The organism is Jeotgalibaca sp. PTS2502 (assembly GCF_001975685.1).
Lineage (GTDB): Bacteria > Bacillota > Bacilli > Lactobacillales > Aerococcaceae > Jeotgalibaca > Jeotgalibaca arthritidis.
Map to the genome: position 1 here is coordinate 236,279 of NZ_CP019433.1, position 13,447 is coordinate 249,725.

The 13,447-nt window shown below is 36.1% G+C and carries 15 protein-coding genes and 1 riboswitch; of the genes, 7 read left to right on the plus strand and 8 right to left on the minus strand.

Translation table 11 applies throughout. The features are described from left to right. Positions 1 to 84 precede the first annotated feature (84 nt). Positions 85 to 1,773, plus strand: coding sequence for an IS1182 family transposase (locus BW721_RS01115; RefSeq protein WP_076765360.1), 1,689 nt, complete (start codon positions 85 to 87; stop codon positions 1,771 to 1,773). A 5-nt stretch (positions 1,774 to 1,778) separates the two neighbouring features. Here BW721_RS01115 and BW721_RS01120 read toward each other — a convergent pair whose 3' ends face one another. The 8 genes from BW721_RS01120 to BW721_RS01160 form a co-directional block, all read right to left on the minus strand. Beyond that, positions 1,779 to 2,417, minus strand: a complete 639-nt coding sequence (locus BW721_RS01120; protein ID WP_076765362.1) for a DUF6037 family protein — start codon at positions 2,415 to 2,417, stop codon at positions 1,779 to 1,781. 55 nt (positions 2,418 to 2,472) lie between these two features. After that, positions 2,473 to 2,967: an antirestriction protein ArdA gene (locus BW721_RS01125; protein WP_198031418.1), complete on the minus strand. Its 495-nt coding sequence runs from the start codon at positions 2,965 to 2,967 to the stop codon at positions 2,473 to 2,475. A 123-nt stretch (positions 2,968 to 3,090) separates the two neighbouring features. Continuing rightward, complete coding sequence (locus BW721_RS01130; protein ID WP_001009054.1) at positions 3,091 to 3,312, minus strand: hypothetical protein; 222 nt, start codon at positions 3,310 to 3,312, stop codon at positions 3,091 to 3,093. A gap of 265 nt (positions 3,313 to 3,577) precedes the next feature. Beyond that, positions 3,578 to 4,762 carry a MobT family relaxase gene (mobT, locus tag BW721_RS01140; protein WP_000426691.1) on the minus strand — a complete coding sequence of 395 codons (1,185 nt, stop codon included), beginning with the start codon at positions 4,760 to 4,762 and terminating at the stop codon, positions 3,578 to 3,580. 181 nt (positions 4,763 to 4,943) lie between these two features. Then, complete coding sequence (locus BW721_RS01145) at positions 4,944 to 6,347, minus strand: FtsK/SpoIIIE domain-containing protein (RefSeq protein ID WP_001130247.1); 1,404 nt, start codon at positions 6,345 to 6,347, stop codon at positions 4,944 to 4,946. 21 nt (positions 6,348 to 6,368) lie between these two features. Beyond that, positions 6,369 to 7,142, minus strand: coding sequence for a Mom family adenine methylcarbamoylation protein (locus tag BW721_RS01150; RefSeq protein ID WP_000185760.1), 774 nt, complete (start codon positions 7,140 to 7,142; stop codon positions 6,369 to 6,371). Between the two features lie 9 nt (positions 7,143 to 7,151). After that, the gene (locus BW721_RS01155; RefSeq protein ID WP_001234189.1) at positions 7,152 to 7,529 is read right to left on the minus strand and encodes a YdcP family protein; all 378 of its coding nucleotides are present in this window, start codon (positions 7,527 to 7,529) and stop codon (positions 7,152 to 7,154) included. Between the two features lie 20 nt (positions 7,530 to 7,549). After that, complete coding sequence (locus tag BW721_RS01160) at positions 7,550 to 7,864, minus strand: YdcP family protein (protein WP_076765366.1); 315 nt, start codon at positions 7,862 to 7,864, stop codon at positions 7,550 to 7,552. Between the two features lie 319 nt (positions 7,865 to 8,183). Here BW721_RS01160 and BW721_RS01165 point away from each other — a divergent pair, with 319 nt between their 5' ends. The 6 genes from BW721_RS01165 to BW721_RS01190 all read left to right on the plus strand — a co-directional run bounded on the left by BW721_RS01165 (position 8,184) and on the right by BW721_RS01190 (position 13,229). Then, positions 8,184 to 8,498 carry a UvrB/UvrC motif-containing protein gene (locus BW721_RS01165; RefSeq protein ID WP_076765368.1) on the plus strand — a complete coding sequence of 105 codons (315 nt, stop codon included), beginning with the start codon at positions 8,184 to 8,186 and terminating at the stop codon, positions 8,496 to 8,498. A 62-nt stretch (positions 8,499 to 8,560) separates the two neighbouring features. Continuing rightward, positions 8,561 to 8,672: riboswitch (TPP riboswitch) on the plus strand. A gap of 97 nt (positions 8,673 to 8,769) precedes the next feature. After that, a complete protein-coding gene (gene thiD / locus BW721_RS01170; RefSeq protein ID WP_076765369.1) occupies positions 8,770 to 9,552 on the plus strand; it encodes a bifunctional hydroxymethylpyrimidine kinase/phosphomethylpyrimidine kinase in 783 nt (260 codons plus the stop codon). Positions 9,553 to 9,597: 45 nt separating this feature from the next. Further along, on the plus strand, positions 9,598 to 10,998 hold the full coding sequence (locus tag BW721_RS01175) for a sodium:solute symporter family transporter (protein ID WP_076765372.1): 1,401 nt from the start codon (positions 9,598 to 9,600) through the stop codon (positions 10,996 to 10,998). Next, the gene (locus BW721_RS01180) at positions 10,979 to 11,623 is read left to right on the plus strand and encodes an HAD family hydrolase (RefSeq protein ID WP_076765374.1); all 645 of its coding nucleotides are present in this window, start codon (positions 10,979 to 10,981) and stop codon (positions 11,621 to 11,623) included. The genes BW721_RS01175 and BW721_RS01180 overlap by 20 nt, the downstream gene beginning before the upstream one ends. 55 nt (positions 11,624 to 11,678) lie before the next feature. Beyond that, positions 11,679 to 12,515 (plus strand): hydroxyethylthiazole kinase, encoded by an 837-nt coding sequence (gene thiM / locus BW721_RS01185; protein ID WP_076765376.1) that lies wholly within the window; start codon positions 11,679 to 11,681, stop codon positions 12,513 to 12,515. A 3-nt stretch (positions 12,516 to 12,518) separates the two neighbouring features. Beyond that, a complete protein-coding gene (locus BW721_RS01190) occupies positions 12,519 to 13,229 on the plus strand; it encodes a thiamine phosphate synthase (protein ID WP_076765378.1) in 711 nt (236 codons plus the stop codon). The last annotated feature ends 218 nt before the right edge of the window (positions 13,230 to 13,447 follow it).

Consider the following 13,447-nt stretch of genomic DNA (forward strand, 5'->3'; position numbering starts at 1 on the left):
TGGGGATTTTATTGTTTTAAAAGACATAGTGAGCCAAATACCTTATAATTTAAGTACGACCAAAAACCAAAGGAGTGACTCACCATGTATCAAAATTATAACACAATGGAGACGGCCTTAGCACTACAATTGGATTTTACAATCCCGAGTGATCACGAAGCACGCCTCATCAGCCGTTTCGTCGATTCGATTCCTTCGGAATTTCTCCTGGAAGAGACGTCTCATACAGGTCGCCCTGCCTTTCATCCCGCGATGCTTTTGAAGATGTGCTTATTTGCCTATAGCCGCACCACATTTTCCGGACGCAAAATGGAACGCATGAATGAAGAATCGATTCCCATGAAGTGGTTGACAGGCGACACTTCTGTTAGCTACAAGACAATCAACAATTTCCGTTCAAGCGAGCATGCATCAAAGCTTATTAAGTATGCCTTCATTCTTTTCACAACACTCTTGAGTGACAACGGCTTGATTCACGAAGATGCGTTATATATCGACGGTACGAAGATACAAGCCGATGCAAATATTTATAGTTTTACTTGGAAGAAAGCAATCGAACGCTATGAAGCAAAACTCAATGATAACGTTTCGAAATTGTATGATGAACTCGTCCAAGCAAAAGTAAACCTCGCTTTATCGGAAGAGACATTGAAAACAGCAGAAGGTATTAAAGAAATAATCGGTTCTCTCGACAAGGAACTTGTGGCCGTCGAAGCTGCGATTACAGAAGAAAAAGTGGTTCCTAAAGGTGGTTCGGAACAGAAGCGACGTCGTCGCATCCTCAAAAAATACCGGAATAAATGTAAAAAAGATTTCTTACCGCGTAAGCAACGCTATGAAGAAGCAAACGCCACATTTGAAGACCGAAACAGTTTCTCTAAAACAGATACGGACGCAACGTTCATGTGCATGAAAGAAGATCCGATGAAGAACCGTGAGTTGAAACCGGGCTATAATCTTCAGGTCGCATCGAGCAATCAGTTTGTCATCGCCTATGATATTTTTTCAAATCCGACGGATACACGCACGTTTATCCCTTTTTTGGAATCCATTCAAACGTTGGATTTATTCACGTATATCGCTGCAGATGCCGGTTATGGCAGCGAAGAAAATTACGAGGCGGTTCTGGATACCTTTGGTAAGGTTCCGCTCATCCCATACGGCATGTATCATAAAGAAAACACTAAAGCCTATCGCTCTAATCCTAAACACCGCTATAACTGGGATTATGACGAGATCGAGGATGCCTATACAGATTTAGACGGTGTACGCTTTAGTTTCTCGCATTACAGTACGCGAAATGATAAGAATGGTTTTCAAAGACAATTTAAAGTATACAAGGCTGATGTGGAACAACAGGACGAGTCGCGCAATCAATTAGCCAAGACACCGAAAGGTGCCCAGCGCCAGACAGCGGTCAACTATAACTGGGAATACTTCAAGCAGCATGTAAAAGAAAGCCTTGAGAGCGATCGTGGAAAAGAAATCTACGCACAACGAAAAATCGACGTAGAAACTGTTTTTGGTCGTATGAAAGGTGTATTTGGCATGCGCAGAACTCATGTCAGAGGCAAGCAAGCCGTTCATAATGACATCGGGATCATGCTTATGAGCATGAATCTTACAAAACTAGCCCTTGAGGCTAGAAGAAAAGCGGAAGCTTTTTACAAAAATCCAGTGAAAAATAAAAATCGCAATGAAACAATCAGAATTATGATTATTTCATTACGCTTTTTTTATTTAAGGCTAGTTATTTCCCAGTCCCTTCAATGATTTAACTATTCAATTTTATTTTTTGTCCATTTTGCAATAATACCTTCATCAGTTTCTTCATCATCTGGATTCATTGAATATCTGAAACTTAAATTGGTATCAGACCCTAATCGTTCATATAAGCTGGGTCTATACAGTCTCGTTTTATTGTCATTAAAAGGACTTCGTTTTCCCAGCTCACCATTCCCCTTTAAAGGATTTCTTCTAACTGAAAAACAATATTTTTTTCTGGGATTTTCTGAATCACTTTGACTTAATGAGAAACACATGGCTTCTTTTTGGTCTTCATTTTTCTTCTCACTAACTTCTATCGGAATAAATCGAGCAAGAGTTTGGCTAAATTGAAATAAAACATCTCCCAAGTTACTACTGTATTCGATACCAAAATATTCTCTTAGTGTTTTCGTGTCTGTAAATAATTTTACCGAATTAGCATAGACAGCTAGCATATCTGAAAAATCGTTTTCCTTTAAAAACTCTAGTTTTAACAGAGCATATTCTGGAACTTTTTCCTCTTTTTCAAATAGCTTAACAAGTACAATATAATTTTGCTGTTTGTAACGAAAGTAAAAGGAATCTATCACCCAGCCTTTATCTTTCATGTCTAGTTTTAATAGTTTAAGATTTTCAAATACATTTACCATAATTTATACCTCTCCGTGCTATTTATTAATTTAATTATAACACGGATTTTTAAACTTACTGACAATATTCAAATACCCCATTAGAGGTAACTAGGTAATTACCCTCTATTTCCATATCACGCCCTAAAGCTTGATAGTCAATATAATTTTGTAAATTGGAAGGAACTTCACCAAGCTGTCCTGTTTCTTCCACATAATAACGGGCGACATCTTCCATTGAATCACAATCACTATAACAATGAATATCCTCTTTGTTTTCCAGTAATTCTTCCAAGCTACTAAACCACATACCTTGAATTTCTTTGAGTTCATTATAAATAGGAGTACCTTCGATTGCTTGAATGGCTTCACACAGACGGTTGACTTCACTAATCGGCGTGTATTCGTCCACATCAAAAGGAAGCTCAAAGTCATGTATGGCGTATTCTTCGTAGTTCTCATTTAAACCGATTTTTTCTGCCATTTCTTCTTCATCAATTGGTGGGGTAAACCATGCTCCAACTAATTCACCTTCATTGTACCGTCCCAAATTTGCCACATAGACTTTCATGTCCAATTTCCATCACGTCCTTTCTTTGTAAAAGCTCCAAATGCCTACCGCACTTCGTTTGGTGCACCATTCTTTTGCAAAAGATAAGAAATTCACTTCTCTTCCACAAAAGAACGGTATAAATTAAGCCCCAATGATCCGATTAAATAAGTTTAATAGCACATCTTTCACGCCAGCTGCATTGAACACAAGTCCGACGGCGATTAAAGCAATAATCAAAAAGCCAATAAGTTTTGAAAATTCTCGTTTAAAACCTAAAAACAGTCCAATGACGACAATCGCTAACAATACCAATGACTGTGCATTATCCAAGAACCAGTTGTACAAATTCTGCCCAAAATTCATGTGATTGTCCTCCTTTCCTTAAGATATTTTTCTCGATAGTAGATATAGCTTTTTACACGCTTTAATAATTGAAAAGGAGTTAAATGCTCTCCATAAACAGTTATTCGACTGGTATAATTCTTATAAAAGCTCACTTTGTAAAAATCATAGGTATAGATGGTATCACCAGCTTGCCGTTTTCCCTCAATAATGAGAGACGTATATTTCCCTGTATTTTGTATATACGCTTGAAACCCTAACTTCTTTAATTCTTCTGTTAAGAGGCTCATGTAATCAAATCCTCCATGCCTAGATGTTGTTGTTCAATTAATTTCTCATGTTTTTCTGTCAGTTTGGCTTCATGAATCATGGTGGAAATAATGGTTGTACCGTTGAGAATATCTAAAATGCTTGCGACTTTTAATGTAGGGGCGACTTGATGATGTAACCAGTTCAATGTTCGTTCAAAAGAATAAGGTTCTGGCTGTATGGTTAGGCGTAATGCTCCACGATTTTTGCCGATAAACCATTCCCAGCGTTCATTGGTTTGCCAATCACTCCGTCGCTTGGTTTCGTCCTTATCGGCAAAGCGAATATAACGATTGATAATCTCAAACGCTGTTTTTTCTGCATTTTGATGTTCCAACAAATCTTTCATGGCTTGAGTGGCTCTGTCGTTTTTCAAACGAATTTCAAAGCGATTCTTTATTTCTGCGTCTTCTAAGGCAATATCATTTTTCACGTATTGCTCATAATCTTTCTCATATATACAGAAATAGACTTCGCTTTTTAATGAGCCAATATAAAGGGTGTTTCCCATGTCTGGTTTTTCATCACGGTGAACCAATTCACCACTGCGATAATTTTTAAAGCTCCGAAAGACGGAAATACATTCTTCCTGTTTACATTTCTTTGCCAATTCTGGAATATTCAAAATCCCTGTTTTATCGTTGATGGCTAAATCCAAGCGTTTGAAAATACCTTTATGTTCCATGCAATCTTGAAAGAAACCATACCAGCTCCGATGTTGAGCCAATAGAAAGTTTTCAAATTGCCGACAGCCTTTTCCTTTCAGTTCTAATAAAACCCCTTTACTTACATCATGAGAGACTAGGACAACAATATCACCGAAACGATAGTGTTCGGGATAAGAATAATAGCCAAAGTCTTCGTGTAGCATATAATCCATATTCAAGCGTAAAACCTCACCGATAATTTGAGACACATCATTGGTAGGGAATCGAATCCGTACATAGTCGAATAACATCTCCAATGGGTTATCGGGATTGAAGCGTTCCAAAGCGTTCAGTAAATCTTCTTTCACCTGTTGAGTAGGGACTGCCTTGCCTGTTTCAATATCCGATAGGTAAGGTCTGGTAATATGAGAAGCAACCGCCAGTTTATTTTGAGAAACGCCATAAGCCAGTCGCTTTTCTTTCAATTCCTTAATCCAAATTTTTTCGTTTTCCATTCGCAAACCTCCAATCTAAAAAAGATGTAAACTATGACCCTTGAGTTTACATCTTTCCTATTTTCCGCAATTCCTTGTACCATCAACATTGGTTGATGAGAATTGCCTGTTTTCAGTTGTATTTGTGCCCCCCTGTTAGGTAGAGGGGGCTAAAGGATTGGCGTGGCTAACGCCACACCAATCAAAGCAAGTCTGAACCTGTACCTTTCACTTCGTGCGGTACAGGCTCAGATTGCTTTTTTTGAATGACTTTTCCTATTTCTCCTAAGAAATCATACCTTTTTGGTACAAGGGGTGTATAAAACTCACTAATCACACTTTTTCCTGTATCCACATAACCTCTTCCCTTGATGGGTTTTAAGAAAAATTGTTTTTGTGTATCGCTTCCAAACATCATACCGAAGCCCATTTCAGACATACGACCCAAAGCCACACGGAAGTTAAAGTTATCTCGAATACCATCACTAAAATATTTTGCGTCTGGACGCTGACAGGCAAGAATTAAAAAGAAGCCTGCTTGTCGTCCGAGCATAACAATTTGTTTGAGTTTATTCATAACTTGTGCACTATCACGACCTAACATATCCATCATCGCCACATATTCATCAAAAATCAGGAAGTTCGCAGGTAGACCAAGATACGCATAATTTTCTCCTGTTTTGTAGTTCGGGTGTTGCTTCATGGTTTCACTACGGGCAATCATATCGTCGTAAAATTGACTAATACATGCCAGCATATCGTCTTTACGGTAATAGACATTATCTATGACCGCTCCTAAGTCTGCCAAATCAGCATTTTTAGGGTCGAGAATATAAAGCTTCGCATTTGTATGCAGGAGAGATTCAATCAATGTGAGAATAAAATAGGATTTTCCACTACCCGTGCCCCCAGCAATTAACATGTGAGGGAGAGAATCAAACTCCCAATAGACCGATTCCATCAATTTGACACGTCCATCTTGAGCTACCACATCTTCAATGCCAATTCGATTGCCAATGGTGTCATAAAGTAGAACATACTCTACATAAGAATCTTTCAACGTTTTTTCCACTAATTCACAATACAAGCCTGTTTCTAGTTTGTTTTCTAAGTGCAAGAGCTGATCTTGATATTTCCCTAAAGTGATTTCTACATGAATATGGATCAGTCCATCTTTCATTCGGTAATACATTTTAGGAAAATGGCGGATTCGTTGTTTGGTTTTCTTGCTGGATAAGTCTTTAAAGAATCCCTCTGATTGAGTTTCTTCGGCTTCATACCAATGGTTTTCTAAAATCATACGAGCTAACTTTTGACGGTGCTCTAACTGTTTTATAGAATCTATGCGATAGTGATAATAGAGCCAGCTGATGAGTCCGCATACAAAAAAAGCAGTGAGAATACTGCTCCAAAAGTATGGCGTATGCAGTTGATAGAAAAATGTATCTAACTGAACTGTTTGCCAATTCACCGATTGTAACGTTCTCCAATGAAAAGGGAGTAGAACGACTAGAAAAACTATCAGCAATGAAATCAGCACAAAATGATAGACCAAGTCCTTATCGTTGGCTTTGATTCGCTTTCCTCTGTCATGAAGCAATGGCATAAAAATCCTCCTTTCCATCTATCAAAATAATTGTGTATTGTAGATACGAGCCTGTTTATCAAAAGTTGGTTGAGAAATGGCTTCATATTTCCGATAAGCGATTCGCTTTTCAAAGCGTAAATCTTTTTCTTTCGGATAATAATGACGTCGATAGAGCGTGTGTCCTAACAGTTTTTTCGCTTCTTTTGTCAACGGATAGAGATAGCGAAACATGCGTCCATTGATTTTCTCAATCCCTTTGTATTCGCAAAATGCCTGGGAAAGCCAATGCTTTTTCTCTACCTGTTCAAAACGAGCATTTTCCTCTAATAAAAGGCGAGCACTTCGAGGGTGTATCTTTTCCCATGACTGTTTATCACGATAGACACTTGTCTTGAAATACCCGCAGTAAAAGAAGTTGGACGCTTGATAGACATAGCCACATTTTCCCTCAATTCCATCTGCCAATGTATATAAAAAATGACAGTCCGTATGTTCTTTCAACCACTTAATTAGAGCTGAAAGAGCTTGACTGCCAAAATAATTGGTTTGATTCATTTCTGGAAGAAAACACATCTTTCCAATTTCTAAATAATCTGTGGTTTGAAGGGAACTGTCGGGAAAGAGTTTGCGTATGGTTTGTAGGGGTTGCGTACCCCAGCCTAATTCCACAACGCCTAATAATTTTTCTTCTGAAAAAATCCCTAGAAAGTATTTACACAATCTAGGGAGTATCTTTGAATAATGGTATTGCCGAATAAAAGAAATGGCTTCATCTTTCGGAATTTCTTTCAAAATCAATGGTGTGTTTGTCATAAGCAACACCTATTTTTCACTTTCGGACGCTTCTTTTTTATATTTCTGATGAGGTTTTGTCTGTCCTTTTAATACAAGATCGTCTGCTTTCACGTACCAATCAACGTCTGCCCCTCGAAAAGTAGCCGTCGCTACGGTATCTGCCACAGGATTGATTAATTCCACTTCTGCGTTGTAGTCAAATTCTTTCAAAGGAACAGAAGCGGGGATACTGACTTGTATCATGCGTCCTTGTCCTTTTGATTTTAAGTCATAGGTACGTTCTTTAATTTCTTCGGAAACCGAACCATCTTCATTTTGAATACGAACCTCACGACGTAAAGCGGAAAATTTCAATGTGCCAAATGTCTGGTCTTTTTCAATCACAATACCTTCTGCTAATCTCATATTTTTTCACCTTTCCTTTCTTAAGCTTTCACCATATCGTCTGCGTGCATAATGTAATTGGTAAATCCTCTATTGCCAATTTTATAACCTTCTGCGGTAATACGTGGGTTGATGAGTCTGACTTTTTCGTCGGATTCAAAATGTTTCTCGCCAGCTTCGGAGGGAAGAATGACAACAATATCATCTGCTTGTTGAATCGTTGAGTATAAATTGTAGCTACGAGAGAGAATAGTTGGTCTGCCATTGACTCGACGTTGTTCAATATTCCCTTCACCAGCATATTCTAATTGACCAAATGTTTTTTCCATATTGGGAATGACATATTTTAATTCCATAAGTGTATCGTTCCTTTCTCACATAAAATATTTTTGGCTTACTTTATTCATTTAAAAATTTGTTAGTATCACAACCTTTCAAAGCATAAAAAATAGACGCTCATTATGAACGTCTATCATTTAAATGAATATTGAGTTTAGAATTCCATTTCGAATTTAATCAGGTCTGCTTAGGTGCAAATACTGCACTTTTATTGCACTTTTTATTTTTTTAAATATAATTTATTCGATTTTATACGTTTCCAAAATCCTTGATATTACAGCATTTTCGCTTATATGCCATACCCTTAAAACAGAGTGGGAGTAGGTGGTCTAGACCTTGGAATGGCTAAATATAGCTGTTACAAGGTCTTCGGTTTTTCGGAGGGTTCTAAAAAAGTTAGAAGAAGAGATGAAGGAATCATCCCTAGCCCTAAGATTTGAAATGGCAGCCTACTTTAAAGATATGATTGATATCCTTAAGGAGAAATATAGAAAATTAAATGATAAGGATATAGAGGATTTTATAAGAAGAGGCAAGGCTTTAGTATTAGCAAATCCTAAATTTACAGATGAAAAGATAAGTATGGATTTTCATGATATATTATATTCAGAGATAAACTCTTTATCTGATGAAATGGTAATGATTTTATAATATTTGTCTATCTTGCATCTTTAAATATATTTATGTTATCCTGTTTATAATACAAAAGAATAATTAAGCACTGGGAGCGCTGAGTAGTTCAGCTGAGAGAAAGATACGATTACATCTTTGATCCCTATACCTGATCTAGATAATACTAGCGTAGGAAAGTGTATAATATTAAGCATTTAATTAGGATAAATTTAATTTTTGCATAATAAGCACATACCTATGACTGGGTATGTGCTTTTTTCATTCCAAAAAAAGGAGGAGTTTGAGTTAGATGAAAAAAATATTAACTATAGCAGGGTCAGATAGTAGTGGAGGTGCTGGAATTCAAGCAGATATAAAAACATTTTCAGCCCATGAAGTATTTGGAATGAGTATCATTACAGCTGTAACTGCTCAAAATACAGAGGGTGTTTTTGCTGTTCAAGATATTAGACCAGATATTATCCAAAAGCAAATAGAAGTTATCTTTGATGATATTCCTGTAGATGGGGTTAAAATTGCCATGGTGTCTAAAACAGAGACCATAAAGATAATTGCAGATACACTAAGTAAATATTCAGTTAAGAATTTAGTTCTTGACCCTGTAATGATTTCAAAAAGTGGGTACCATCTACTAGAACCAGAAGCTAAAGAGGCTTTAATAGACCATCTATTACCTATGGCAAGAGTAGTTACTCCCAATTTACCAGAGGCAGAAGTGATTACAGGATTAAAAGTAAGCACTATAGAAGATATGAAAAAGGCAGCCAAGGTAATCTTTGACATGGGGCCTAAATATGTATTAGTTAAAGGTGGACATTTAGAGGGAGAGGCTGTAGATATATTATACGATGGATCTACATATACTTACTATAGTTCTCCTAGAATAAACACTATAAACACCCATGGGACAGGTTGTACTTTGTCATCTGCAATTGCTGCTAATCTTGGTAAGGACCTTAATATTACAGAAGCTATTGATGAGGCCAAGGGATATATAACTAAGGCTATCCAAGAATCCTTTTCCATAGGCAAGGGAGTAGGGCCTGTTCATCATTTTTACAAATGGTATTAGTAGGGTAGAAAAATTATTTTAAATAAAGTTTTAGGAGCGAACAAGATGATTTCATATTTCAGTATAATGACTATATTAACCATAACAGTTGTAAGTTTTACTATTATAGGTGTTTTATATAGTAGGGGTAAGATAGAGACTATGGATGACTTTTTAACTGCCAGGGGAAGTACAGGCTCAGGTATATTATCGGCTACATTTTTAGCTTCCTTTCTAGGGGTTTTTGTCTTATTTACACCACCAGAGGCAGGTTCAATTGGAGGAATTACAACTATTATAGGCTATGGAATAGGAGTAGCTAGTCTTTATTTTGCATTTTTAGTAATAGGTCCTAGGATTAGAACTTATGTACCAGAGGGTAGTACATTAAATGATTTTGCTTTGAAAAGATATGGTTCAAGAATGCATATCTTAACAGTATTATTATCCATCTTCTATATGTTTGTCCACCTAGTCGCGGAGCTGACTGCTATTGGTTTAGTAGCCTATGAGTTAGCCGAAGTCCCTTTAATTTATACCGCATTATTTATTGGAATTGGTACCTTAATATATACGGCTTATGGTGGACTTAGGGCGTCTATGTTTACTGATATGATTCAAATGGTATTAGTAGTCATATTGCTAGTAGTAGTAATAATAGGAGTTGGATATTATGGTGGAGGAATAGGAGAGATATTGGGAAAAACTACTGTAAATGTACCCCATCTATTTGATTTTAAAAACTGGGGTGGAATAGAATATGGCTTAACCTTGTGTATTGCAGTATTCGCATCTAATTTATTTCATCAAGGCTATTGGCAAAGGGTATATGCAAGTAAGGATGATAAAACCATTAGAAAATCTTTAATTACTTGTATATTAATAGTCCTACCTATAATGATATTAACAGGATTATTAGGTATTGTATCTACTGGACTTGGAATTGCAGAAAGCCCATCTGTTGCATTGTTTTCTCTAGTATATGAATTTTTCCCTAGTGCCTTAATAATAGTTGTTTTTATATTAGCTTTAGTTTTAGTAATGAGTACAGTAGACACACTTTTAAATGCAATAGTAGCATCCTTTACTTTAGATGGTCAAAAAATATTTAAAAGCGCTAAAAAAGAATCCTTGTTAATATATGCAAGAATTATGACTGTTATATTGATAATACCTGCAACTTTAATTGCATCAAAGGGATATAGTGTTCTTTATCTCTTCTTTGTTGCAGATTTAGTATGTGCCGGAGTATTTTTTCCCTTGTTCTATGGGCTTTTTAATGATAATTTAACAGAAAACATTGCATTGGTGGCAGCTGTAGTTGGGGTAGTCTCAGGAGTACCATTTTTCATAGCTGATAAATTATTAATAGCATTTGTATTGCCAGTGGTTACTTCAGCCATTGTAACTATCTTTGGTTCAATACTAAACAAGAAAGGGAAATCACATGAAAGCTGCAGTATTTGATATAGATGGAACTTTAATAGATTCCATAGACTTTTGGAGAAACTTAGGAAAAAATTATTTAATATCTCAGGGAATTAGTCCTAGGGATGATTTATACCAGGCTATGGAAACTCTTACAGTGGCGGAAGGTATTTCTTATATGAAAAAAGAGTATAAAATAGGAAAAACTTCTTTACAAATAAAAGAGGAGTTAGATGAATTATTGTTTTCATATTATAAAAATGATGCAAAACTAAAACCTTATGTTATAGAAGTAATAAAAACCTTAAAGAGTAAAAATATAAGACTTGCAATAGCAAGTGTAATAGATGAGGAATTAGTATTTTCAATTTTAGATAGATATGGTATATATGATTATTTTGAATTTGTACAAACCAGTGAAAATACAAACTTAAGCAAGGACAATGGGGAGTTTTTTAAACTTTTACCTAAAAGGCTAAATATAAAGCCTGATCAAATTTTCTTATTTGAAGACTCCCTACATTGTATGGAAGCTGCTAAAATGGCGGGTTTAAATGTAGTAGCTATAGAAGATAATTATGCTAAAAAAGATTTAGAAAAGATAATAGAGTTTGCAGATATTTATCTTAAAGATTTCAAGAAACTTATAAAATTTATAAAGTAACTATTGAAAGAAGATAAAGTTGGAAGTAAATATATCCTAAAAAGGAGATCTAAAAATGTTAAAGAAACAAGAAATTCAAGAACAAATTATTGAGGCAGTAAAGACTGTAAAAAAGAACAACCCTATGGCAGGATCTATTACTAACTCTGTAACCATTAATTTTGTAGCAAATGCCCAGCTGGCAGTGGGAGGATCGGCAGCTATGGTATATTTGCCAGATGAGGGAGAAGTTTTGGCTAAAGCGGGAGGGGCCGTGTATATAAATGTTGGAACTCTTTTACCTATATATGAAGAGACATTAGGCCATCTAGGTAGAATTTTATATGATATAAAAAAACCATGGGTTTTAGATCCAGTTGCAATAGGTATTGGCTCCCTTAGAACTAAACTACTAAAGGAATTTAAGGATTGCAAACCTAGTATTATTAGAGGAAATGCTTCAGAAATTATTGCCCTAGCTGGACTATGGGAATTAGATGGAGGAAGGAGGGATTCTCAAGTAAGAGGTGTTGATTCTACCAATCTAGTAGAGGACGCAAAAATAGCTGCTATTGAACTAGCTAAATGGACAGGTGGAGCTATAGCAGTATCAGGACAAATAGATTTGATAACTGATGGTAATACTCTAGTATATTCCCATGGTGGATCTAATTTTATGCAAAAAATTACAGGTGCAGGCTGTTCCTTGGGAGGGGTAATGGCAGTTTATGCAACAGCGACCACTCCATTTATTGCAGCAATAGCTGGAAGTCAAATTTATAACCTAGCTGGTCAATTTGCTGAAAAGAAAGCAGATGGGCCAGGTAGTTTTGAAGTTCATTTTTTAGATGAATTGTACAAGGCTAGACCAGAAGATATTGCAAATAACTATTTTCATATTGAGGAGGCATAAAAAATGATTAATAGACAAAACTTTCATCTTTCATCATATTTTGTTGTTGGACCTGAGAATACTAAAGGGCGACCAGCAGGTTCAATTATAAAAGATGCAGTAGAAGCAGGATTTACATTTATACAGATTCGTTCCAAGCTAGCTTCTGCTAAGGAGTTAATTAATTTAACAGTGGAGGCCTCAGATATAATTAAAAGTCTAGGTAAGTCAAATAAAGTTGCATTAGTTGTTAATGACCGCTTAGATGTTGTGCTAGCTGCTAGGAAAGAAGGAGCAAAGGTAGATGGAATTCATGTAGGCCAAGAGGATATTCCAGTAGGAGTATGTCGGGAATATTTGGGGGAAGACAGTATAGTAGGATTAACAGCTAGATCTGCTGACTTATTTAAATATATTGAGACAGAAGATGTGTCCCAGATTGACTACTTTGGTGTAGGGCCATTACGTAAAACCATGACCAAACCAGATTGTGGACTTAGTCATGATGGAGAAATTCTTACTAGAAGCTTTGAAGACCTTTCTAAGGTTGCAAAACTCAGTCCTATTCCTATAGTTATAGGAGGAGGGGTTGGGCTGGAGGATATAGAGGAACTTGCAAAAACTGGAGTAGAAGGTTTCTTTGTAGTTTCTGTCATATCTCAAGCAGATGATCCAAAAGAGGTAGCCATGAATTTGGTTAAAAGCTGGGAAAGTCATAAGGTGAATAAAAAGTAGAAGTGGAGACAATCGTTCTTTAACTCATTATATATATTGTAACACTCTTTAGAATACTTAAAAAATATGGTGTTTACAATGACAAGTAAATTCAGTTAATGTTGGATAAGAGTCATTTTTTTACTGGAACTGGGACTGGAACGGGTAAAATTAATTATAAATGTATCCAAATTAGACGGATAGAACAGAAATGAACGTTCTAATAATGGCTAATTTAA

Bases quoted from the DNA above. Each gene is read 5' to 3' on its own strand.
- BW721_RS01115 (WP_076765360.1), top strand. From the start codon at position 85: ATGTATCAAAATTATAACACAATGGAGACGGCCTTAGCACTACAATTG.
- BW721_RS01120 (WP_076765362.1), bottom strand. From the start codon at position 2,417: ATGGTAAATGTATTTGAAAATCTTAAACTATTAAAACTAGACATGAAA.
- BW721_RS01125 (WP_198031418.1), bottom strand. From the start codon at position 2,967: ATGAAAGTCTATGTGGCAAATTTGGGACGGTACAATGAAGGTGAATTA.
- BW721_RS01130 (WP_001009054.1), bottom strand. From the start codon at position 3,312: ATGAATTTTGGGCAGAATTTGTACAACTGGTTCTTGGATAATGCACAG.
- mobT (WP_000426691.1), bottom strand. From the start codon at position 4,762: ATGGAAAACGAAAAAATTTGGATTAAGGAATTGAAAGAAAAGCGACTG.
- BW721_RS01145 (WP_001130247.1), bottom strand. From the start codon at position 6,347: ATGCCATTGCTTCATGACAGAGGAAAGCGAATCAAAGCCAACGATAAG.
- BW721_RS01150 (WP_000185760.1), bottom strand. From the start codon at position 7,142: ATGACAAACACACCATTGATTTTGAAAGAAATTCCGAAAGATGAAGCC.
- BW721_RS01155 (WP_001234189.1), bottom strand. From the start codon at position 7,529: ATGAGATTAGCAGAAGGTATTGTGATTGAAAAAGACCAGACATTTGGC.
- BW721_RS01160 (WP_076765366.1), bottom strand. From the start codon at position 7,864: ATGGAATTAAAATATGTCATTCCCAATATGGAAAAAACATTTGGTCAA.
- thiD (WP_076765369.1), top strand. From the start codon at position 8,770: ATGAAAAAAATATTAACTATAGCAGGGTCAGATAGTAGTGGAGGTGCT.
- BW721_RS01175 (WP_076765372.1), top strand. From the start codon at position 9,598: ATGATTTCATATTTCAGTATAATGACTATATTAACCATAACAGTTGTA.
- BW721_RS01180 (WP_076765374.1), top strand. From the start codon at position 10,979: ATGAAAGCTGCAGTATTTGATATAGATGGAACTTTAATAGATTCCATA.
- thiM (WP_076765376.1), top strand. From the start codon at position 11,679: ATGTTAAAGAAACAAGAAATTCAAGAACAAATTATTGAGGCAGTAAAG.
- BW721_RS01190 (WP_076765378.1), top strand. From the start codon at position 12,519: ATGATTAATAGACAAAACTTTCATCTTTCATCATATTTTGTTGTTGGA.